This is a genomic window from Actinomadura sp. WMMA1423, assembly GCF_006547145.1.
Taxonomy (GTDB): domain Bacteria; phylum Actinomycetota; class Actinomycetes; order Streptosporangiales; family Streptosporangiaceae; genus Spirillospora.
This window is the reverse complement of sequence record NZ_CP041244.1, coordinates 768,574-789,699: the sequence shown is the minus strand read 5'-3', so window position 1 is coordinate 789,699 and position 21,126 is coordinate 768,574. Positions and strand designations below refer to the sequence as shown.

Here is a 21,126-nt window from a genome sequence, read left to right as displayed (position 1 = left end):
CGGAGACGGCGCCGGCCGGCGCCCGGCCGGCCCGCGGGGTGCGCGGTGAGCGCGCCGGGCGTCGACGACTACGCGGCCGGGGTGCGGGACGGGTCGCGGGCGTGGATCGCGAGGGCGATCACGCTCGTGGAGTCGGCCCGCCCGGACCACCGGGAGCTGGCGCAGAAGCTGCTGGTCGAGCTGACCCCGCACGCCGGGGGCGCCCGCCGCGTCGGGATCACCGGCGTGCCCGGGGTCGGCAAGTCCACGTTCATCGACGCGCTCGGCACCCGGCTGACGGGGGAGGGGCACCGGGTCGCGGTCCTCGCGGTGGACCCGTCCTCGACCCGGACGGGCGGCAGCATCCTCGGCGACAAGACGCGGATGCAGCGCCTCGCCACCGATCCGGGCGCGTTCATCCGGCCCTCGCCCACCGCCGGGACGCTCGGCGGCGTCGCGAAGGCCACCCGCGAGGCGATGGTGGTCATGGAGGCCGCCGGGTACGACGTCGTCCTGGTCGAGACGGTCGGCGTCGGGCAGTCCGAGACGGCCGTCTCCGAGATGGTCGACTCCTTCCTGTTCCTCACCCTCGCCCGGACCGGCGACCAGCTCCAGGGGATCAAGAAGGGCGTCCTGGAGCTGGCCGACGTGATCGCCGTGAACAAGGCCGACGGCGAGCACCGGAAGGAGGCCGAGCGCGCCGCCCGCGAGCTGTCGGGGGCGCTGCGCCTGCTGCGCAGCGACGAGCGCGTCCGGAACACGCCGGTCCTGACGTGCAGCGCCAGGGAGGGCACCGGGCTGGAGGAGGTCTGGGGCGCGCTCGTCGAGCACCAGGACCGGCTCCGCGAGTCCGGCGAGCTGGAGGCCCGGCGCCGCCGCCAGCAGGTCGGCTGGACCTGGGCGCTGGTCCGCGACCGCCTCCTGTCCGATCTGCGCGGGCATCCGGGCGTCCGGGAGCTGGCGCCCGGCCTGGAGCGGGAGGTCGCGGACGGCGCGCTGACGCCCGCGCTCGCCGCCGAGCGGATCCTGGAGGCGTTCTCGCGGGACCGCTGAGCCCGGTTCGCGTGCGTCCGAAACCGTGGGTTGTGCCAGGTCCCGGTCACGGCGGACACGGATCAGGTACAAAAGTCGGATGGACGTCATCGCGCTCGATGATCCGACGGACGCGCAGATCCGGGAGTGGCACTCTGTGCTCGCCGCCGTCCACGCGGCCGAACCGGACGGCGAACCCGCGCCCGACCCGGAGCGGACGGCGCGGCTCCTGCTCGGCGCGGAGGCCGGCTCGCGGCAGCGGCTGTGGGCGGCGGCCTCCGGGGGGCCCGGGGCGGGCGGCGCCCTCGCGGCGGTCGCGGCGCTGCGGCTGCCCGGCGAGCCGGGCGAGGGCCGGCCCGGCGAGGTCGACATCCGGGTCCGCCCCGAGCACCGGCGGCGCGGGCTCGGCGGCCGGCTGCTCGCCGAGGCGGCGGCCGGCCTGCGCGCCGACGGCCGCTCCAGCGTGATCGCGCAGGTCCTGGCGGGCACGCCCGCCGTCCCGTTCCTGGAGTCGCACGGCTTCGAGTGCGTGCTGACCCTGCGCGGCATGCTGCTGCGGCTGGACGAGGTCCCCGCCGCGCGGGTGGCGCGGCTGCTGGCCGAGGCGCCCGGGGGGTACCGGCTCGCGCGCTGGAAGGGCGTGGTGCCGGACGAGCACGCCGACGCCCTCGCCCGCGCCAAGCACGCCATGGCGGACTTCGCCGAGTACGAGGGCTCGTCCTGGGACGCGCACCGCGTCCGCGAGATGGCCGAGATGGTCGCCAAGCGCGGCGACGACCTGTACACGGTCGCGGCGCTGTCCGGGGGCGTCATCGCGGGGTTCACCGAGGTCGTGGTTCCCGCCGGGTGCGCCGGGCGCGCGGCGCAGTACGACACGGCCGTGCTGCCCGAGCACCGCGGGCGGCGCCTCGGCATCTGGGTGAAGGCGGCCATGCTGCGCTGGCTCGGGGAGGAGTGCCCCGGGGTGCGGGAGATCGAAACAGACAATTCCGGCGACAACGCTCACATGCTCGCCGTGAACGAGGAGCTCGGCTTCCGCCTCGAGCGCGAGTCCCTGGAGTACCAGGCCTCGGTGTCCGCCCTCCCCTCCGCCGGTTCCTGACCGGAAAACGCCTTGCCTCGGGGCCCTGCCGCTGGGCATTCTCATGGTGGCCTTCCGGGAAATGCCCGGAAGGCAGAGAATTGCCGAAGCATTCCCTTGTAGTTCAACGGCAGAACGCCGCACTGTTAATGCGGATATCCAGGTTCGAATCCTGGCGGGGGAGCGGCACGGGCTAGGGAGGTGACCCGGTGAACGTGCTCGTCCTGAACGCGTCGTACGAACCCATGCAGAGGGTCGACCTGCGGCACGCCATCCGCATGCTGGTGCGCGAGGTGGCCGTCGTGGAGGAGGCGGAGGAGGGCCGCACCTTCGGCCCTTTCCCGGTGCCGCGGGTCCTGCGGCTCGTCCGCTACGTCGCGATGCGCTGGAGGCACGGCAGGCGCCCGCCCTGGACCAAGCGCGGCGTGTACCTGCGCGACGGGGGCCGCTGCTGCTACTGCGGGAAACGCGGCGACACGATCGACCACGTGCACCCGCAGTCCCGGGGCGGCGCGGACACCTGGGAGAACACCGTCCTGGCGTGCGGGAGGTGCAACAACCGCAAGGGGGACCGCACGCTCGCCGAGGCCGGCCTCCGGCTGCTGTCGCAGCCGCGGGTGCCGCGCTGGGAGGAGCTCGTCGGGACGTGACGGGGGCGCCGGGTGCCCGGCGCCGACCGGGGGAGGGGGCCGGACGGCATCGCGCCGTCCGGCCCCCGGACGTCTCCCCACGCCGGCGCCCCTCCGGTAGCCCCGGCGTGACGCTGTGTGTTTTGTGAAGCTTGTGAGGTAATTAGGGCGATTGTGGTAGCGTGCCGCCAATCTTGAGCTTTGTTATCTAGGAGAGATCTGTGGCGGCCCTCGATCCCCCCGGCAGGACGCCCCGCCCCCAGCGCGGGCGCAGAACGGCGAAGCGCCTCGCGGCGCTGGCCATCGCGGTCGGCGTCTCGGCGGCCCTGCCCCCGGTGTCCGGGAGCGCGGCGAGCCTCCCGCAGGAGCCGAAGGACCTGAAGAAGGAGTACGCCCGGCTCAAGGCGCGCTCGGAGAAGCTGTCCAAGGAGTACCGGGGCGAGCTGGTCTCCCTGGAAGAGGCGAAGAAGGCCGCCGAGCGGGCGGGCGCGGACGCGACCAAGGCCGGTCGCGAGTACGACGCCGCCCGCGTGGACGTGGCCCGCATCGCCTCCACGACCTATATGACCGGCCGCCTCGACGTGATCCCGATGGTCTCCTCGGCCGAGCCGGGCGCCGCCGTCCGCGACGCCGCCGTGATCGAGCACATCACCCGCAACAACGGCCGCCGCGTCCAGAGCCTGCAGGCGCTGAGCGCCAGCGCGGCCAAGTCGCAGGCGACCGCCAGGCAGAAGCTGGCGGAGGTCAAGAAGGAACTCGACGACCTGGAGGGCCAGCGCGCCCGCGTCAGGAAGCTGCTCGCCAAGTACAAGCCCGAGGTGACCCGCACCAGCGTGCCGAGCGGCGGCGGCCGCCCGGACGGGGCGAGCGGCACGAAGTCCCCGATCGTCGGCAACTCGATGACCGCGCGGATGCGCACCGCGCTGCAGGAGATCGACGGCAAGTTCGGCGCGTTCCCCACCATCGGCTGCTCGCGGCCCGGCGACCCGCAGGACCACGGCTCGGGCCGGGCCTGCGACTTCATGGAGAGCACCGGCGGCAAGATGCCGAGCGCCTCCGCGCAGGCGCACGGCGACCGCGTCGCCCAGTACGTCATCGACAACGCCTCGCGCCTCGGCATCAAGTACGTCATCTGGAAGCAGCGCATCTACGACATGCGCGGCAGCGGCGGCTGGCGGCAGATGGAGGACCGCGGCAGCATCACCCAGAACCACTTCGACCACGTCCACGTTTCCGTCCTCTGAGCCTCCGTCCTCCGACCTGCGTGCGCGAGGTGCGCTACTGATCGCCGAGGTCGACGACGGCGGCGTCGCGGGCCGAGCGGGCGGCGGCCTCGATGACCTCCAGCCCGGTGATCGCGTCGGCGAGGGTGACCGGGGGCGGGGCGCCGTCCCGCAGGGTGCGCAGGACGCTCGAGTAGAACTCCTGGTAGGCGCCCGCGGCGGTGGGCTCCCGGCTCTCCTTCCCGGGAGTGCCCAGCAGGCCGCCGGACCCGGTCGGGGCGATGCCGTAGCCGGAGTCCTTGGGAGTGAGGCCCGCGCGGAGCTGGTCCTCCTGGACGTCCATGCCCGAGACCGTGTACGCGGCCTTGCTGCCGAGGACGCGGAAGCGCGGGCCCAGGTGCGAGGCGGTGGCGCTCATCCAGAGGTGCGAGCGGGTGCCGCCCGGGTGGGTCAGGGCCACGAACGCGTCGTCGGGCGCGCTCGCCCTGGGGCGGCGGGTGTCGATCTCGGCGTAGACCCTCTCCGGCCGCCCGAACAGCGCGATCGCCTGGTCGACGAGATGGGAGCCGAGGTCGAACAGGATGCCGCCCGCGTCGCGGGGGTCGGTGCTCTCCTTCCAGCTCTCCCTGACCTCGGGGCGCCAGCGCTCGAAGCGGGACTCCAGGCGCCGGACCTCGCCGAGGGCGCCCGCGGAGACGAGCCGCCGCGCCGTCTGGTAGTCGCCGTCCCAGCGGCGGTTGTGGAAGGGGAACACCGGAAGGCCGCGGACGGCGCTCAGCGCGGCGAGGGAGCGGGCCTCGGCCGCCGCGGCCGCGACGGGCTTGTCCACGACGACGGGGACGCCCGAGGTCAGCGCGGCCCGGGCCAGCGGCACGTGCTGCCGGTTCGGGGCCGTGACCACCACCAGGTCGCAGGCGCCCGACGCGCCCCACAGCCGGTCGACGGTGTCGAGGACCTCCGCCTCCGGGTACCGCTCCCGCACGGCCCGCTGCCGCTCCGGGGCGCCGGTCACGACCGCGGCCAGCCGCATCCCCGGCACCGACGAGATCAGCGGCGCATGGAACACCGAGCCGCCGGTGCCGTATCCGATCAGCGCAACACGCAGGTCCATGTCACGATCATGACCGATGGCGGGGCGGCGGCCGGGCGGCGGGGCCCCCGCTCGGTGAGCGCGCCCGGTGAGCCCGCCTGGTGAGCGCGGTCCGGCGCGGCGACGCCGGTTCCACGTAGGCTTTTGAGTGCGGATGTGATGGATTGAGGGGGACGTGTGTCCAAACCAGTGCTGCTGACGGTCGACGACGACCCGGGCGTGTCCCGGGCCGTGGCGCGGGACCTGCGCCGCCGGTACGCCGAGTCGTACCGCATCGTGCGCGCCGAGTCGGGCGGGCAGGCCCTGGAGGCCCTCAGCGAGCTGCGGCTGCGCGGTGACGACACGGCCGTGCTGCTCGCCGACTACCGGATGCCCGGCATGGACGGCGTGGAGTTCCTCGAACGCGCCATGGACCTGTTCCCCTTCGCGCGCCGGATCCTGCTCACCGCCTACGCCGACACCGACGCGGCGATCCGCGCGATCAACGACGTCGACCTCGACCACTACATGCTGAAGCCGTGGAACCCGCCGGAGGAGAAGTTCTACCCGGTGGTCGACGAGCAGCTGGACGCCTGGAAGCGCGTGGAACGGCGCCCGCCGGACGAGCTGAGGGTGGTGGGGCACCGCTGGTCGGCCCGCTGCTACGAGGTCCGCGACTTCCTCGCCCGCCACCAGGTGCCCTACACGTGGCTGATGGACGGCGACCCGGAGGGCGCCCAGCTGGTCGCCGCGGCCGACTGCCCGGAGCTGCCACTGATCGTGACCGCGGACGGGGCGACGCTGTCGGCTCCCTCCGACGGCGAGCTCGCCGCCGCCGTCGGGGTGCCGAGCACCCCGACCGCCGACTTCTACGACCTGATCGTCGTCGGCGGCGGCCCGTCCGGGCTCGGCGCGGCGGTGTACGGCGCGTCCGAGGGCCTGAAGACGGTGGTGGTGGAGCGGCGCGGCCTCGGGGGCCAGGCCGGGCAGAGCTCGCGCATCGAGAACTACCTCGGCTTCCCCGACGGGGTGAGCGGCGCGCAGCTCGCCGACCGGGCCCGCCGCCAGGCCGACCGGTTCGGCGCCGAGCTGCTGCAGGCGGGCGAGGTCACCGCCCTGGAGTCGCGGGGCAGGACCCGGGTGGCGCGGCTGGCCGACGGCACGGAGATCGCCGCGCACGCCGTCATCCTGTCCACCGGCGTCTCCTACCGCCGCCTCAACGCCGAGGGCGTGGACGACTTCGTCGGGCGCGGCGTCTTCTACGGCGCCGCGCTCACCGAGGCGCCCTCCTGCGCGGACGAGGAGGTCGCCGTGGTCGGCGGTGCCAACTCCGCGGGCCAGGCCGCCGTGCACCTGGCCAAGTACGCCAGGAAGGTGCACATCATCGTCCGGGCCGACGGCCTGCGGAAGTCGATGTCGCACTACCTGGTCGAGCAGATCGCGGCGACGCCCAACATCGAGGTCCACACCGGCAAGACGGTGTGCGCGGCGGAGGGCGCGGACCGGCTGGAGCGCCTCACGTTCGCGTGGCCGGGCGGGAAGAAGACCATCGACGCGCACTGGCTGTTCGTGTTCATCGGAGCCGAGCCGGGCACGCAGTGGCTGGCCGGCTTCGTCGAGCGCGACGCGCGCGGGTACGTCCTGACCGGGCCCGACCTCGTCGGCGGGGGCCGCCGCCCCGCCGGCTGGCCGCTCACCCGCCAGCCCTACCACCTGGAGACCAGCGTCCCCGGGGTGTTCGCGGCGGGCGACGTGCGCTCGGAGTCGATGAAGCGGGTGGCGTCCGCGGTCGGCGACGGCGCGATGGCCGTCGCGTTGGTCCACCGTTATCTGGAGCAGGCATGAACACGGCGACACCGGAGCAGCTGCGCGAGCTGTTCCTCTTCGAGGCCCTCGACGACGAGAAGCTCGGCTGGCTGTCGGCCTGCGGCACGGTCGCCGACTACCCGCGGGACGGGATCATCTGCGCCCAGGGCGAAGCCGCGGAGTTCCTGTACGTGCTGCTCGACGGCGAGATGGTCATGACCCAGAACGTCCGCGGCCACGAGGCGCAGGTCAGCCGGACCGACCGGCCCGGCACCTACGGCGGGGCCGTGCAGGCGTACCTGGGCGACAAGATCGAGCAGCGGTACCAGCACTCGCTGCGCGCGACGCGGCCCTCGCGGGTCTTCGTGCTGCCGGCGTACAAGTTCGGCAAGATGGTCCGCAAGTGGTTCCCGATGGCGACGCACCTGCTGGAGGGCGTCTTCTTCGGAATGACCGCCCAGCGGCGGGTCGTCGACCAGCGCGAGCGGCTCACCGCCCTCGGCACGATCACCGCGGGCCTCACCCACGAGCTGAACAACCCGGCCGCCGCGGCGGCGCGGGCCAGCGCCGAGCTCGGCGACCGGCTGGTCGGCGCGCAGAAGAGCCTGGCCGACCTCGCCGCGCAGGGGGTCGACTGCACGCACCTGAGCAGGCTCGTGGCGCTGCGCCCGGCGCTGCCCGCGGCGCCCGGCGGCCGCCGCAGCCCGCTGGAGGTCAGCGACGCCGAGGACGAGCTCGGCGACTGGATGGAGGAGCACGGCGTCGACGACGCCTGGGACCTCGCGCCCGGCCTGGTGGCCGCCGGGATCGGCATCGAGCAGGCCGAGGAGGTCGAGCGCGCGGCGGGCGGGCACCTGCCGGCGGCGATGCGCTGGCTGGCCGAGGTGCTGGAGGTGACCCAGCTCCAGGCGGAGATCTCCGAGGCGATGGGCCGCATCACCGCGCTGCTGGAATCGGCCCGCCAGTACTCCCAGCTCGACCGCGCGCCCTACCAGCGCACCGACCTGCGCGAGCTGCTGGACAGCACCCTCACCATGCTGAAGCGCAAGTTCGGCGATGGCGTGACGGTGAAGACCGTCTACGACGAGACCCTGCCGCCCGTCCCGGTCTACGCGGCCGAGCTGAACCAGGTGTGGACGAACCTGATCGTGAACGCGCTCCAGGCGATGCAGGGCAGCGGGACGCTGACGATCCGCACCGCCCGCGAGGACGACTGCGCGATGGTGGAGATCGCCGACACCGGCGTCGGCATCCCCGAGGAGCACCTCGACCGGATCTTCACGCCGTTCTTCACCACCAAGCCGGTGGGGCAGGGCACCGGGCTCGGCCTCGACATCTCCTGGCGGATCGTCGCGGGCCGGCACGGCGGCGACATCCGGGTGGAGTCGCTTCCCGGCGACACCCGGTTCCAGGTCCTGCTCCCGCTCACCGAGGCCGCCGGGGAGAGCGCGGAGGAGCCGGCCGAGGAGGACGCCGGGGAGCGCGCTCAGTAGGACTGGAGTTCCAGCAGGTACCCGCCGGGGTCGCGCAGGTGGGCGGTGCGCAGCCCCGGCCCCCACTCGGGGCGGTCCCGCGGTCCGGCGACCTGGACCGCGCCGAGTCCGCGGAGCGTCGCGGCCGCCGCGTCGACGTCGTCCACGCGGAACACCAGCATCGAGCCGTCCCGCCCGGAGGGCGCGGGCAGGTCCGCGGCGCCGACCGCCTCCACCATCCGGGAGCGGCCCATCACGACGAGCGCCGCCTCGGCCCCGAGGTCCCAGTTCGCGTACTCGGCCTCCGGGATCAGCTTCACCGGGTCGATCCCGAGCAGCGCGCGCAGCGCCGCCTCGTAGAAGTCCGCGCAGGCGCGGAAGTCGTCCACCAGAAGGCGCGGATACAGCGCGTCCATACCGTCCCCAATTCATGGGTGCTTACCAATGATTGGTGCCACCCTACAATAGCGGGATGGAGGACACCGCCGGACCGCTGCCGCCCCGCCTGCTCGGGATCACCACGTTCGTGCTCGCCCAGGTCGGGCGGGCCGGACGGGCGAGGATGGGCCGCCTGATGGACGAGCACGGGCTCGGCCTCTGGCACTTCGCCGTCCTGTCCGCGCTGGACGACGCCGCGCCCGCCTCCCAGCGCGACCTGGGGGTCCGGCTGCGCATCGACCCGAGCGACCTCGTCGAGGTCGTGGGGCGGCTGGAGGGCGCCGGGCTCGTCCGCCGCGAGCGCGACCCGGCCGACCGCCGCCGCTACGTGGTCGAGCTGACCGCCGGGGGACGCGCGGAGCTCGACGAGGTCACCCGCCGCGCGGCCGAGCTGGACGCCGAGCTGCTGGCGCCGCTGACCCCGGGCGACCGGGCCGCCTTCGAGCGCATCGCCCGGGTCCTGCTCGCCCACCACGACCCGCGGGCGCGGCCGGGGCGCGCGAAGGCCCCGGCGCCGCCGAGCGCGCCGGGGCCGGGGGAGGAGCCGCCTAGTCGAACAGGTCGGGCTGCTCGCGGGTGATCTGGTCGTAGAGGGGCTGGTAGTTGATCCAGCCGACCAGGTCGTTGCCGATCTGGTCGTGGGTGAGGACGGCGTTGTCGTGCTCGATCGGCACGACCTGCCCGGCGGCCTTCGCCAGGAGCTGGACCTGGCAGGAGCGCTCCATCGTGATGAACCACCAGGCGGCGGCGTCCACGGTGTCGCCGACGGTGAGCAGCCCGTGGTTGCGCAGGATGACGGCCTTGTGGCCGCCGAGCGCCGCGGCGATGCGCTTGCCCTCCTCCAGGTCGGTGACGACGCCGGTGTAGTCGTCGAACAGCCCGTGGTCCTGGTAGAACGCGCACACGTCCTGGGTGATCGGCTCCAGCCTCTGGCCGAGCGCCGCGATCGCCCGCCCGTGGGTGGAGTGGCTGTGCGCGGCGGCCACCACGTCCGGGCGCGCCTGGTGGACCTGCGAGTGGATCGCGAACGCGGCCTCGTTGACCGGGTAGCGGCCCTCCACGACCTTGCCCTCGTGGTTCACCAGGATCAGGTCGCTGACCCGGATGTGCTTGAACGACATGCCGAACGGGTTGACCCAGAAATGGTCGGTGCGCTCGGGGTCGCGGGCGGTGATGTGCCCCGCCACGCCCTCCTCGAAGCCGAACTTCCCGAAGATCCGCAGCGCGGCGGCGAGGCGCTCCTTGCGGTGCCTGCGCTCGTCGGCGACGTCGTCGAACGCGGGCGGCAGCCGGAAGATCAGGTCGGTCGGCAGCTTCTCCAGGAACTCTTCCTCGTCGGACATCGGGCACTCCTTGGGCTCGTCTCCCGACCACCGAACACCAAGGCCCGGCCCTCCGGCTAGACCGGCGGCGCCCAACGCCCCCGCGTCCGGTTGTCCGGAAGGGACAAGCGCGGCGCACAATGGGGGGATGAGGCCCAGCGGAGGCGACCGATTCCTGCGGTTGCTGATCGAGCAGACCGACGATCCGGTGCTGCTGGAGGCGACGGTCCGCGCCGCACGCGGCCGTTCCGAGCTGGTGGCCGCGCTTCCGGAGGAGGAGACCAGGCGGCACACCCGCGCCCTCGTCCGCGGGGTGCTGGCCGCGCTGGAGGACGGCGAGCCGAGCGAGGAGGTCCTCGCGGCGGCGGAGCGGCTCGGCTCGGACCGGGCCAGGCAGGGCGTGCCGGTCGCGGCCTTCCTGGACGGTTTCCAGGCGGGCCGCGCCCACCTCGTCCGGGCGCTCGTCGCGGGCGGCCGCCGGATGGGCGTGCCGGACTCGGCGCTGCTGGACGGCGTGACCCGCATCGACGAGATCACCACCGCGCTGGTGCAGCGGATGGTCCACGCGCACCGGATCGCCGAGCTGGAGATGGCGCGGACCGCCCGCGAGGAGCGGCTCCAGATGCTCCGGCAGCTGCTGCACGGTGAGGCCGCGCCCGTGCTCGCACCGCTCGACCCCCGGGCCGCCTACCACTGCGTGGTGTCCGACGTCAGCGACCCGGTCGTGGCGGGGCGGCTGGAGGCGGCGCTCACCGCCGCCGGCCCGGGCCTGTGCGGGCTGGTCGACGGGCGGCTCGCGGCCCTGGTCGCCCGGCTCCCCGGCCCGGGGGAACCGGCCACCGGGCCGTCCGGCCCGCTGCTGGTCGCCGCTCCGCCCGTCCGTCCCGCCGGCGTGGCCCCGATGTACGCGCTCGGCCGGCGGGCGTTGCGGGCGGGCGCCGCCGCGGGCCTCACCGGGATGCGGGAGCTGGCCGACCTCGCGCTGCTCACCGCCACCGAGGCCGAACCGGAGCTCGGCGGCCTGCTCGCCGGCGCGCTGCTGGCCGGCCTCGACCCGGTCGATCCGTTCCACCGGGAGCTGGCCGAGACCGCACTGGCCTACCTCGACCACGGAGGGCGGATCGGGCCGACGGCCGCGGCGCTGCACGTCCACGGCAACACCGTGAAGTACCGGATCCGCCGCTTCCAGGAGCTCGCCGGGCGGCCGCTGCTCGACCCCGCCGGGGGCGCCGCGGTGTCGCGCTCCGCGAACTGGTGGTGGGCCCTGCGCCGGTGGCTTGCGGGGTCCGGGGCGTGACCGGGCCCGGCGGCATGTATCTATTTGGGGGGACGTTCCGCGGGGGGACGCCCGGGGGAGAACGGAGGAACAGGTGACCGCACCGAGCATCGGCACCGTGATGTGGCCTATGCAGTCCTGGCCGGAGGCCGGGGAGCTGTGGCGGCGCGCCGAGGACCTCGGGTTCCGGCACGCGTGGGTGTACGACCACATCGCCTGGCGCGGCACGACGCCCTGGTACGACGCCTACACGACGCTCGCCGCCGCGGCGGCCGTCACCTCCCGGGTCCGCGTCGGCACGCTGGTGACCTCGCCGAACTTCCGGCATCCCGTGCCGGCCGCGCACGCGATCAAGACGATCGACCACGTCAGCGGCGGGCGCCTGACCGTCGGCATCGGGGCGGGCGGCACGCGCCGCGCGTCCGACGCCGGGGTCCTCGGCGGCGGCGACTGGAGCCCGGACGAGCGCGCCTCCCGGTTCGCCGAGTGGGTGGACCTGCTGGACCGCCTGCTGACCGGCCCGCGGACCTCCTTCGAGGGGGAGTACTACACCGCGCGCGAGGTCGTGCAGGAGCCCGGCTGCGTCCAGCGCCCCCGCGTGCCGCTCGTCATCGCCGGGGACGGGCCCCGGGGGATGCGGCTCGCCGCACGGCACGGCAGCGGCTGGGTGACCAGCGCCCACGGCGCGGGGGACGAGCCGTACGGCATCGTCCGCTCCCGGCTGGAGGCCCTGCGCGCCGCGTGCGAGGCCGAGGGCCGCCGCCTCGACGACCTCGTCCTGCTGACCGGCTTCAACGAGGAGCCCTGGCTGGAGTCGGCCGGAGCGTTCGCCGACCTCGCCGGCCGCTACGGCGAGCTCGGCATCACCGAGATCGCGCTGCACTGGCCCCGGCCCGGCTCGCCGTTCGACGCGGACATGAAGGTCTTCGAGGCGATCGCCGCCGAGCACGGCGAGGCCCGCTGATGCCGTTCCTGATGCTCGGTCTCGCCATCGCCTTCGAGGTCACGGCGACGCTGGCGATGCGCGCCTCCGACGGGTTCACCCGGCTCGTGCCGTCGCTGATCGTGGTGGCGGGGTACCTGGTCTCGTTCGTCTTCATGGCCAGGGCGCTGACGTCGCTGAACGTCGGGCCCGTCTACGCCATCTGGTCCGCGCTCGGCACGATCGGCGCCTTCGCGGGCGGCGTCCTGCTGTTCGACGAGCCGGTCAAGCCGGTGACCATCGCCGGCGCGGTGATCATCGTGCTCGGCGTCGTCGTGATGAACCTGGGGGGCGGCGTGCACCAGGGCTGACCCCGCCGGGCTCAGGCGGGGACCTCGGCGAGCGCGGAGGCGCGCTGCTGCTCCGACCGGCCGCCGACGAGCTCGGTGGGGGTGCAGCCGGAGAGGGCGCGGAACTCGCGGTTGAGGTGGGCCTGGTCGTAGTAGCCGCAGGCGAGGGCCGCCTCGGCGAGCCCCGCCCCGCCGAGGAGCAGGTCGACGGCGCGCTGGAAGCGCAGTACCCGCGCCATCACCTTGGGCGGCAGCCCGGCCTGCTCCCGGAACCGGGCGGTGAGGTGCTTGCGGCTCCAGCCGACGTCGGCGGCGATGCCGGCGACGGAGACGGCGGGGTCGCCGGTGAGCAGCCGCCACGCCCGGACCACCTCCCGGTCGGGGACCGGGCCGATGTCGAGGCGGCGCAGGAGGAAGGCGTCCAGGATGTCGAACCGGGCGCCCCAGCCCGGCGCGGCGCCGAGCCGTTCGACCAGGGCCCGCGCCTCCCGGCCGAGCAGGTCGGGCAGGTCGGCGGCGGCGTTGGTGAGGTGCGCCATCGGGACGCCGAGCAGCGTGTAGGCGCCGAGGGGCGTCACGTCGAGCTGGATGCCGCGCTGCCCGCCGGGGCTGAGGTACATGCCGTGGCCGTCGTGCATCCCCGCGACGAACGATCCGTAGGCGCGGTCGCGCACCCCTGGGTGGGGGACCTCCAGGTGGAGCGGGGGCCCCAGGTTGAGGATCACCACGGTGGTGCGGGTGGGCAGGGTCCGCATCCGGGTGGGGACGGCCTCCGTCTCCCAGTAGCCGTCGTAGGAGCGCAGGAACGGGCGCAGCGCGGGATGGGGGCGGCCCCGTGCCAGCCACCAGCCGCCCCGGTCGCTGAGCTCGACCGGCCTGTCGCCCATGGTGCCAGTCCTACCACGCGGGACCGACAGGACGGGCTACTCGTACATCTGGCCGCACACGGCGATGCGGGCCAGATCGGCCCAGCTCATCGTGGTGACCGGGCGGACGTAGGAGCGGACCGGCGGCTCGCCCGGCCCGGCCGGCAGCGGCACGCGGGCGCCGTCGGCCGCGTCCCAGCCGCCGAGGCTGCCCGCGACCGCGCACTCGAGATAGGTCGCCGGGTCGAAGTTGTACCAGCGGGAGGGGGTGGCGCGGGCCCCGGAGCCGGGCGGACGGGGCGCCTCCACGCCGAACCGGGCGCGCGGGCCGGGGGGCGCGGCCAGGAAGTCCTCCAGGTCGGCGATCTGGGAGAGCAGGACCCGCTCCCAGTCGGCGTACCCGTCCGGCGCTTCTCCGGGCAGCGACAGGTCCTTGCCGCTCCAGGCGGGGTCGAAGGCGGCGGGCGGCGTGGCGGCGGCCGCCGCGAACATCGCCGCCACGTCGTCGGGCTCGTGCCGCGCCTGGTCGGCGAGCACGGCGCCGACCTTCCACAGCGAGCGCAGGAACGCCGACAGCGACCACGACGCCGCCCTGGCCTCCTGGCCGAGGTGCAGGAACACCAGGTACAGGTCGCGGTTGGTGCGCACGGCGGGGCCGGGCGGGCCGTCCACCCAGTACATCTGCCGGTGCCGGACACCGCTCTCCAGGACCATGGCCTGGGCCAGCGCGGAGATCCGGGAGTCGTGCGCCGCCACGCGGAAGGTGTTTCCGAGGTCGTCCTGCCGCATGACGTCCCAGGTCTGCATCCTGTCCGGCTCCTCCGCGGTCGGTGGGATCCACGCTCCCTGCCCCGAAGTGTCCCATTCCGGGATCAGGCCGCCAGTAGCGGCCACATCACTTTCGGGCCTCGAAGTCGTGCCTTCCGTTCATGTAGTACGTGCCGGAAAGAGGGCGGGGCCCGGCGGCCGGCCGCCGGACCCCGCCCCGGATCGGTGCCGCCGGGGCCGCTCAGGCCTTCGAGCGGTGGATCACCTGGAGCTCGGTGAACCCGTACAGGCCCCAGGGGCCGTTCTCGACGCCGACGCCGCTCCACTTGAACCCGCCGAACGGCTGGTGCGGGGCGAGGGCCAGGTGGGTGTTGACCCAGGCGGTGCCGCACTCCAGCCGCCCGGCCACCTCCGCGGCCCGGTCGGCGTCGGCCCCCCACACCGACCCGGACAGCCCGAAGTGGGTGCCGTTGGCGCGGGCCAGGGCGTCGTCCAGGTCGGTGTACTTGACGATCGGCAGCGCCGGGCCGAACTGCTCCTCGTCCACGATCCGGCTGCCGTCGGCGACGTCGGCGAGGATCGTCGGCTCGAAGAAGTAGCCGGGCCCGTCGATCGGCCTGCCGCCCGCTGCGGCGCGGGCGCCGCCCGCGAGCGCGTCGGCGACCAGCTCGCCCACCCGCTCGTACTGCGCCCGGTTGTTGATCGGCCCGTACTGGACGCCCTCGTCCATCCCGTTGCCGACCCGGGCGGCCTTGGCCCGCTCGGCCAGCGCGTCCACCACGTCGCCGTAGAGGGCCTCCGGGACGTACACGCGCTTGATCGCCGAGCAGACCTGCCCGTTGTTCTGGAACGCGGCGCCGAACAGCCGGTCGGCGACCGCGCCCGGGTCGGCGTCCTCCAGCAGGATGGCGGGGTCGTTGCCGCCGAGTTCCAGCGTGACGCGCTTGAGGTCGGGGGCCGCCGCGGCGGCCACGCGCTTGCCGGTCGCGACGCTGCCGGTGAAGCTGATCTTGCGCGGGACGTCGTGCGAGGTCATCCAGGCGCCGAGCTCGTCGCCGCCGGTGACGACGTTCAGCACGCCGGGCGGCAGGACGTCGCGCAGCACCTCGCCGAGCTTCAGGCTGGACAGCGGGGTGTACGGGGACGGCTTGAGGACCATCGTGTTGCCCGCGAGCAGCGCCGGAGCGAGCTTCCAGATCCCGAGGAGCAGCGGGTAGTTCCACGGGGTGATCGCGGCGACCACGCCCATCGGGCGGCGCACGACCTCCACCCGCGCGGCGGCGTCGTCCTGGATGACCTCGCCGGGCAGTTCGAGCTCGGCGAAGTACTTCAGCCACACGCCGGCGCCGACGACCTCCATGGTCGCGTCGGCCAGGGGCTTGCCCTGCTCCAGCGTGAGGATCCGGCCGATCTCCTCGGACCTGGCGAACATGGTCTCGGCCGCCGCGAGCAGCGCCTTGCGCCGGGCGGACTCGTCGCGGCGCCACTGCGGGTACGCGGCCTGCGCCGAGGCCATCGCCGCGTCGAGCTGCTCCCGGGACGCGGCGGGCGCCTGCTCGGCCACCTCGCCGGTCGCCGGATCGATCACGCCGAAGGTGCCGGGCGCGGTCACGGCCTGGCCGTCGATGGTCATCGAGAAGTTCTCGGACACCTGGTCCTCCGCTCACGGGAATACCGAACGGGATTCAGTATTCACCCTCACCGGTCTCCTGACGAGAACCGGGGCGGTCCCGGGGACGGGGAGCCCGGACGGCGACGGGCGCCCCCGCGTGGTGCGGGGGCGCCCGGGGGTCGTTCCGGTCAGGCGGCGTAGATGCGGTCCAGGAGGTCGCGGTAGCGCCGCAGCGTGAGCCGGAGGCGCTCGGTGTCGGCCTGCTCGCCGCCGTCCAGCGCCTCGGTGAGCGACCGCCGCTGCGCGGCGAGCGCACGCCCGAGGGCGTCGACGGCCTCGGAGGCCAGGGCGTCGGCCTTGCGCACCGACTCGCCGGGGTCGTCGACGAACGCGGCCTGCACCTCGTGCCATCGCTGCCGGAGCCGCTCGGCCTCGGCCGGGTCGAACAGCTTGTCCGGGGCGCCGCCGGCAGCGGTACCCGGAGTGCCCGGCTTGCGGGGGGCGGCGTGCTTCGGCTCCGTGCCCTGGACGGGGATCCCGGTCGGGTCGGTGTCCCGCGTGGACGCCTTGGCCGTGTTCGTGTCGTTGACGGGGGTCCTGGCCTGGTTCGCTTCCTGGCTGGGGGTCTTGAGCGCGCCCGCGTCCTTCACGGGTGCCGCCGCCGGGTTCGCGTTCCTGGCGGGGGCCGCACCCGGGTTCGTGTCCCGGCCGGGCGCCCGTCCCGGGATCGGGTCCGGGACCGTGGGCGGCGCGGTCTCCGGGGCCTGGGCCCCGGGGGCGGCCGGTGCGGGCCCGGCGACGTGCTGGTCGTCGGTCGTCCCGGGGTCCGCGGTTCCGGCGGCGCGGGCGCGCTCGCCGGTGAGCGGCCCGGCGGCCGCCGGCGTACCGGTCTCGGGTCGCCTGTGCTCCATCGGGTCAGCTCCTCATGTTTCGGTCGTCGCCGCGGTGTCCGGCGGCCGGCCCGGTGGGCGCGGCGGCGTGGTTCCCGGCGTCTTGGTCGGCGTGGTCGACGGCGCGCTCCTCGGCGCGCCGCTCGGCGTGCTTCGCGGGGTTCTTCGTGTGGTGCTCGGCGGCGTTCTCCCCGCCCTTCTCGTGGTGGGCGCCGGCGTGGGCCAGCAGCTCCTCGAACAGGGCGCGGTAGTGGACCATGGCCTGGCGCAGGTCCTCGGTGGACGCCTCCTTGGTGGCGGCCTTCCCGCTGATCGTGTGGGCCCGCCGGTAGTGGTCCAGCGTCTGGCCGTGCTCGACGGAAAGGTGGGCGACCTTCTCCTCGAAGCCGTGGGTCGGGTAGCCCCGCTCGCCCATCACCACCGTGACGAGCCGGTCCGCCTCCTCGACCGCCTCCCCGGGGGCGTCGACGAAGCGCTCCTGGACGCGGACCCACTGCTCGCGGTACTCCTCGCGGCGGCGGGGGTCGAGGTCGCGCAGTTCCAGCTCCTCATGGCGCTGCTCGCGGGAGCGCAGCTCCCGCTCGGCGGCCGAGCGACCGCCATGGCGCTCCAGGACCCGGTCGTACTCGGGGCCGAACCGCCGCTTGAGCCGCGCCGTGCGGGACCGGGTCCAGGCGAGGTACCCGGCCGCGGCGAGAACGGCGACGACCACAAGGGCGACGACGACCCAAATCGCGGTCGACATTGTTTCCTCCAACGTGCGTCGGATCGAATGAGACCGCGATGCCCGTTCAATGGCGTTCAAAACGAACCACCATAAAACGGTACGGATATCCTGCGCCGTCGCTGATGCCCGTGTTCTGATTGAGGCGCCACGGGAACCCGGCGCCCGGCGCCGGGCGCGTTCGAATGGAAGTGATGCGCGGTGCGCCATGCGTTCGGCTTCGTCCTCGGCGTCCTGCTGACCCCCGCGCTGGTGTACGGCGCGGCCTGGGGGTACGTCCAGGCGGGCCAGTCCTTCGACGGCACCGGGCAGGAGATCACCGACCGCACGCGCATCTACGGCGCGTTCGCCCTGCTCGCCGCAGTGGGCCTGGTGACGGGCGTGGTCATCGTCGCGCGGTGGGCGTCGCCGCTGGTCTCGCTCGTGCCGGCGCTGGCGCTGCTCGGCGCGTCCGCCTACTTCCTGTTCGACCCCGGCCGCGCCCTCGATCTGCCCGGCAGGGTGCCGCCGGCGGGCGACATGGACTTCGGGCTGCGCATGCTGCTCGGCTCCGGCGTGTACGCGATGATGGGGTTCGCGCTGCTGATGCCCGCGTGGGCGCCCCGGCGCTGGGGCTCGGGCCGCCGCGATGACGCCGCCGACGTGGACTTCTACTCCGCGAGGGGACGCTGAAGGGCCGGGCCTGCGCGCGAGGCCCGGCCCGCGTCCGGTCTTGCCCGCCGGCCGGGCCGGCGAGGCCGCTCAGCCCTGCTTCGCCTTGGTGACGAACCGGGTGGTGTAGGTCTGGCCCAGGTCGATCTGGTCCTTCTTCTCCGCGACCTCGGGGGAGAACTGCGCCAGTACCTTCAGGACGTTCTCGGCGGCCTCCGGCTTCATCACGCCGTCCCCGTTGAACATGCTGATCGAGTCGCCGACCGCCTTCTCGTACAGCGCCGGGTCGCCGCCCGCGTAGTCCTTCGGCATCTTCGCCGCGATCTCCGCCGGCCGGTGCCCCTTGATCCAGCCGAGCGTCTTGACGAAGGCGTTGGCCAGCTTCTGCACGGTCTCGCCGTGCGACCTGACGTACGCGCAGTCCATGTAGAGCGAACTGGACGGGTACAGCCCGCCGAGCGCCGCGCGGGTGCCCTCCTCGGTGCGCATCTCGACCATGACCTTGGCCTTGCCGGTGCTGACCAGCTTGGCGACGGTGGGATCGGTGGTCATGCCCGCGTCGATGCCGCCGTTCTCCATCGTGGCGATGAACGTCTGGCCCGCGCCCGCCTTCACCGTCGTGTAGTCGGAGGTCTTGACGCCGTTGCGCACGGCCAGCGCGCGGGTGATGAAGTCGGTGGACGACCCCGGGCTGGTCACGCCGAGCTTCTTGCCCTTGAACCCGGCCGGGGAGGTCAGGGAGCCCGCCTTGGACGTCGACACCATCTCCGCCTCGCCTGGCACGTCGGCCATCTGCACGACGCTCTGCACGCACTTGCCCTTGGTCTGGAGGTGGATGGCGTGGTCGTAGAAGCCGACGACGCCCTGGACGTCCCCGGAGATGAGCACGTTCTCGGCCTGCGCCCCGGCGGGCTCGGTGAGCAGCTGGACGTCCAGGCCCTGCTCCTTGAAGTAGCCGAGCTGCTCGGTCAGCTTGGCGGGCAGGTAGATGACCTTGTCGATGCCGCCGATCATGATCTTGACGGTGCCGCCGGAGCCGCCGTCCGCGCCCGACCCGGCGCGGGAGTCGCGGCAGGCGGACAGGGACGACAGGGCGGCGAGGGCGGCGAGCGCGGCGGCGCCCGCCCGTGCGGCGGTGCTGGGCATGACGGTTCTCCTGGTCGTGCGACGGGGGTGGGAGGGCCCGGCCGCGGGGGCCGGGCGGGGCGGGGTCAGATCTGGACGTCGTGCCCGGACGCGGCGGGGCGCCAGCGCAGCAGCCGGCCCTCCAGCAGCGTCAGCAGGTACTCCGCCAGCAGCGCCAGCATCGTGATGATGATCATTCCGGCGTAGATGCCGGCGGCGTCGAAGGTGCCCTGGGAGTGGTTGATGAGCAGGCCGAGGCCCCGGTCGGCGCCGGTGTACTCGCCGACGACCGCGCCGATGATGGCGAATCCGAACGCCGAGTGCAGCGAGGCGAGGATCCACGACGTGGCGCTCGGCACCACGATCGTCCACAGCACCTGGAACCGTCCCGCGCCGAGGATCCGCGCGTTGTTGACCAGGTTCCGGTCGACCTCGCGGGCGCCCTGGAAGGCGTTGAAGAAGACCGCGAAGAACACCAGCACGAACGCGGTCGCGATCTTGGACTGCATGCCGAGCCCGAACCAGATGATGAACAGCGAGGCCAGGATGATGCGCGGGATCGCGTTGACGGCCTTGATGAACGGCGCGCACACCTCGGCCAGGAACCGGCTGCGGCCGAGCACGATGCCGAGCACCACGCCGCCCGCGGCGCCGAGCGCGAAGCCCGCGACGGCCTCCTGCAGGGTGACCGAGATCTGCTCCCAGATCGACCCCTGCGAGGTGCCCTCGGTGAACCACTGGACGAGCCGCTCCCAGATCTTCGAGGGCATCGAGTAGTAGAACGGGTCGATCCAGCTCCGCGCGGCCAGTTCCCACGACCCGAGCCAGGCCGCGACGAGCGCGACCCGGACGGCGGTGACGCCGAGCGTGCGGCGCAGCCCGGCGGTGCGCAGCCGCGCGATCGCCGCCTGGTCGCCGCGGTCGCCCGGCCCGGAGGCGGCCGGTGCGGTCCGGTCGAGGGCCGCCGGCGGGACGGTCTGCGTCTCGGACGCCTTGATCTCGGGCGCTTCCGCCTCGGGCGCCTTCGTCTCACGCGGCATGGCCGGCCCCTCTCTCGCGGGTGATCTGGACCTCTTCGCGCAGCGAGTCCCACACCTCGCGGTAGATCTCGAGGAACCCGCCGGTGAGGCGGACCTCCTCGGCGTCGCGGGGCCGCTCCAGCGGCACCTTGAACACGGCCTTGATCGTCGCGGGCCCCGCGGTCATGACGACGACCCGGTCGGACAGCACGAGCGCCTCCTCCAGGTCGTGGGTGACGAAGACGACGGCGGCGCCGGAGCCCGACCACAGGCGCAGGAGCTCGTCCTGCATGAGGCCCCGGGTCTGCACGTCCAGGGCGGAGAAGGGCTCGTCCATGAGCAGCACGTCGGGCTCGTTGACGAGCGTCTGCGCGAGCGCGACGCGCTTGCGCATCCCGCCGGACAGCTGGTGGGGGTAGTAGCCCTCGAATCCGGCGAGGCCGACCCGCGCGACCCAGTCCCGGGCGCGGTCGCGGGCCTCGCGCTTGGACGCGCCCCGGTAGCGGGGGCCCGCCGCCACGTTGTCCAGGACGGACCGCCAGGGCAGGACGGCGTCGTTCTGGAACATGTAGCCGACGCCGTCGGGGATCCCGTCCACCGGCCGGCCGTGGACCAGGACGCGGCCCTCGGACGCCGGCTCCAGTCCGGAGACCAGGGACAGGGTGGTGGACTTGCCGCAGCCGGTGGGGCCGACCACGGCGACGAACTCGCCGGGCCCCACGGACATGTGCAGGTCCCTGACCGCGGTGTGGACGCCGTTCGCCGACCGGAAGCGCTTGGTGGCGCCGGCGAGTTCGATCACGGGCCCGGCGGATCGCTCGGAGCCCTCTGGCTGGGGTGATGCTGATGTGGACACGGCGGCACCGTACGAA

The 21,126-nt window shown here is 74.0% G+C and carries 22 protein-coding genes and 1 tRNA gene; 12 read left to right on the top strand and 11 right to left on the bottom strand.

Features of this window, described 5'->3' with window-relative positions; translation table 11 throughout:
* The first annotated feature begins 45 nt into the window (after positions 1 to 45).
* The 5 genes from meaB (at position 46) to FKD65_RS04160 (ending at position 3,965) form a co-directional block, all read left to right on the top strand.
* On the top strand, positions 46 to 1,032 hold the full coding sequence (meaB, locus tag FKD65_RS04180; protein ID WP_141576232.1) for a methylmalonyl Co-A mutase-associated GTPase MeaB: 987 nt from the start codon (positions 46 to 48) through the stop codon (positions 1,030 to 1,032).
* A gap of 79 nt (positions 1,033 to 1,111) precedes the next feature.
* The gene (locus tag FKD65_RS04175; RefSeq protein ID WP_141576231.1) at positions 1,112 to 2,113 is read left to right on the top strand and encodes a GNAT family N-acetyltransferase; all 1,002 of its coding nucleotides are present in this window, start codon (positions 1,112 to 1,114) and stop codon (positions 2,111 to 2,113) included.
* Between the two features lie 92 nt (positions 2,114 to 2,205).
* Positions 2,206 to 2,276: transfer RNA gene (locus FKD65_RS04170), tRNA-Asn, on the top strand.
* Positions 2,277 to 2,301: 25 nt separating this feature from the next.
* Positions 2,302 to 2,742, top strand: coding sequence for an HNH endonuclease (locus FKD65_RS04165; protein WP_141576230.1), 441 nt, complete (start codon positions 2,302 to 2,304; stop codon positions 2,740 to 2,742).
* 200 nt (positions 2,743 to 2,942) lie between these two features.
* Complete coding sequence (locus FKD65_RS04160) at positions 2,943 to 3,965, top strand: hypothetical protein (RefSeq protein ID WP_240809956.1); 1,023 nt, start codon at positions 2,943 to 2,945, stop codon at positions 3,963 to 3,965.
* A gap of 34 nt (positions 3,966 to 3,999) precedes the next feature.
* Here FKD65_RS04160 and FKD65_RS04155 read toward each other — a convergent pair whose 3' ends face one another.
* Positions 4,000 to 5,055: a Gfo/Idh/MocA family oxidoreductase gene (locus FKD65_RS04155; RefSeq protein WP_141576229.1), complete on the bottom strand. Its 1,056-nt coding sequence runs from the start codon at positions 5,053 to 5,055 to the stop codon at positions 4,000 to 4,002.
* A gap of 156 nt (positions 5,056 to 5,211) precedes the next feature.
* Here FKD65_RS04155 and FKD65_RS04150 point away from each other — a divergent pair, with 156 nt between their 5' ends.
* Both FKD65_RS04150 and FKD65_RS04145 read left to right on the top strand, forming a co-directional pair.
* A complete protein-coding gene (locus tag FKD65_RS04150; protein WP_141576228.1) occupies positions 5,212 to 6,858 on the top strand; it encodes an FAD-dependent oxidoreductase in 1,647 nt (548 codons plus the stop codon).
* Positions 6,855 to 8,312: an ATP-binding protein gene (locus FKD65_RS04145; protein ID WP_141576227.1), complete on the top strand. Its 1,458-nt coding sequence runs from the start codon at positions 6,855 to 6,857 to the stop codon at positions 8,310 to 8,312. Before FKD65_RS04150 ends, FKD65_RS04145 begins: the two co-directional genes overlap by 4 nt.
* Here the strand turns inward: FKD65_RS04145 and FKD65_RS04140 are convergent.
* Positions 8,306 to 8,707 (bottom strand): VOC family protein, encoded by a 402-nt coding sequence (locus FKD65_RS04140; protein WP_141576226.1) that lies wholly within the window; start codon positions 8,705 to 8,707, stop codon positions 8,306 to 8,308. The genes FKD65_RS04145 and FKD65_RS04140 overlap by 7 nt on opposite strands.
* A 56-nt stretch (positions 8,708 to 8,763) precedes the next feature.
* Between FKD65_RS04140 and FKD65_RS04135 the strand changes: the two genes are divergently transcribed.
* Positions 8,764 to 9,309: a MarR family winged helix-turn-helix transcriptional regulator gene (locus tag FKD65_RS04135; protein WP_141576225.1), complete on the top strand. Its 546-nt coding sequence runs from the start codon at positions 8,764 to 8,766 to the stop codon at positions 9,307 to 9,309.
* Here FKD65_RS04135 and FKD65_RS04130 read toward each other — a convergent pair.
* A complete protein-coding gene (locus FKD65_RS04130) occupies positions 9,278 to 10,072 on the bottom strand; it encodes a class II aldolase/adducin family protein (RefSeq protein WP_141576224.1) in 795 nt (264 codons plus the stop codon). The two genes, FKD65_RS04135 and FKD65_RS04130, sit on opposite strands and share 32 nt — an antisense overlap.
* 127 nt (positions 10,073 to 10,199) lie before the next feature.
* On the opposite strand from FKD65_RS04130, the gene FKD65_RS04125 reads away from it, so the two are divergent.
* The 3 genes from FKD65_RS04125 to FKD65_RS04115 all read left to right on the top strand — a co-directional run bounded on the left by FKD65_RS04125 (position 10,200) and on the right by FKD65_RS04115 (position 12,620).
* The gene (locus FKD65_RS04125; RefSeq protein WP_141576223.1) at positions 10,200 to 11,348 is read left to right on the top strand and encodes a helix-turn-helix domain-containing protein; all 1,149 of its coding nucleotides are present in this window, start codon (positions 10,200 to 10,202) and stop codon (positions 11,346 to 11,348) included.
* 73 nt (positions 11,349 to 11,421) lie between these two features.
* A complete protein-coding gene (locus FKD65_RS04120; protein WP_205718540.1) occupies positions 11,422 to 12,291 on the top strand; it encodes an LLM class flavin-dependent oxidoreductase in 870 nt (289 codons plus the stop codon).
* A complete protein-coding gene (locus FKD65_RS04115; protein WP_141576222.1) occupies positions 12,291 to 12,620 on the top strand; it encodes a multidrug efflux SMR transporter in 330 nt (109 codons plus the stop codon). Before FKD65_RS04120 ends, FKD65_RS04115 begins: the two co-directional genes overlap by 1 nt.
* Before the next feature lie 11 nt (positions 12,621 to 12,631).
* Here the strand turns inward: FKD65_RS04115 and FKD65_RS04110 are convergent, their stop codons facing one another.
* From FKD65_RS04110 to FKD65_RS04090, 5 genes are all read right to left on the bottom strand, one after another.
* The gene (locus FKD65_RS04110; RefSeq protein ID WP_141576221.1) at positions 12,632 to 13,486 is read right to left on the bottom strand and encodes an AraC family transcriptional regulator; all 855 of its coding nucleotides are present in this window, start codon (positions 13,484 to 13,486) and stop codon (positions 12,632 to 12,634) included.
* 36 nt (positions 13,487 to 13,522) lie between these two features.
* Positions 13,523 to 14,272 (bottom strand): hypothetical protein, encoded by a 750-nt coding sequence (locus tag FKD65_RS04105; protein WP_141576220.1) that lies wholly within the window; start codon positions 14,270 to 14,272, stop codon positions 13,523 to 13,525.
* Positions 14,273 to 14,474: 202 nt separating this feature from the next.
* A complete protein-coding gene (locus tag FKD65_RS04100; protein WP_240809955.1) occupies positions 14,475 to 15,884 on the bottom strand; it encodes an aldehyde dehydrogenase family protein in 1,410 nt (469 codons plus the stop codon).
* A gap of 149 nt (positions 15,885 to 16,033) precedes the next feature.
* The gene (locus FKD65_RS04095) at positions 16,034 to 16,756 is read right to left on the bottom strand and encodes a hypothetical protein (protein WP_141576219.1); all 723 of its coding nucleotides are present in this window, start codon (positions 16,754 to 16,756) and stop codon (positions 16,034 to 16,036) included.
* A gap of 4 nt (positions 16,757 to 16,760) precedes the next feature.
* Positions 16,761 to 17,480 carry a hypothetical protein gene (locus FKD65_RS04090; RefSeq protein WP_205718539.1) on the bottom strand — a complete coding sequence of 240 codons (720 nt, stop codon included), beginning with the start codon at positions 17,478 to 17,480 and terminating at the stop codon, positions 16,761 to 16,763.
* 180 nt (positions 17,481 to 17,660) lie between these two features.
* On the opposite strand from FKD65_RS04090, the gene FKD65_RS04085 reads away from it, so the two are divergent.
* Positions 17,661 to 18,131, top strand: a complete 471-nt coding sequence (locus FKD65_RS04085; protein WP_141576218.1) for a hypothetical protein — start codon at positions 17,661 to 17,663, stop codon at positions 18,129 to 18,131.
* Between the two features lie 69 nt (positions 18,132 to 18,200).
* On the opposite strand, the gene FKD65_RS04080 is transcribed toward FKD65_RS04085, so the two are convergent.
* The 3 genes from FKD65_RS04080 to FKD65_RS04070 form a co-directional block, all read right to left on the bottom strand.
* On the bottom strand, positions 18,201 to 19,256 hold the full coding sequence (locus FKD65_RS04080) for an ABC transporter substrate-binding protein (protein WP_141576217.1): 1,056 nt from the start codon (positions 19,254 to 19,256) through the stop codon (positions 18,201 to 18,203).
* A gap of 65 nt (positions 19,257 to 19,321) precedes the next feature.
* Positions 19,322 to 20,275: an ABC transporter permease gene (locus tag FKD65_RS04075; RefSeq protein WP_141576216.1), complete on the bottom strand. Its 954-nt coding sequence runs from the start codon at positions 20,273 to 20,275 to the stop codon at positions 19,322 to 19,324.
* The gene (locus FKD65_RS04070) at positions 20,265 to 21,110 is read right to left on the bottom strand and encodes an ABC transporter ATP-binding protein (protein ID WP_205718538.1); all 846 of its coding nucleotides are present in this window, start codon (positions 21,108 to 21,110) and stop codon (positions 20,265 to 20,267) included. Before FKD65_RS04070 ends, FKD65_RS04075 begins: the two co-directional genes overlap by 11 nt.
* Positions 21,111 to 21,126: the final 16 nt, after the last annotated feature.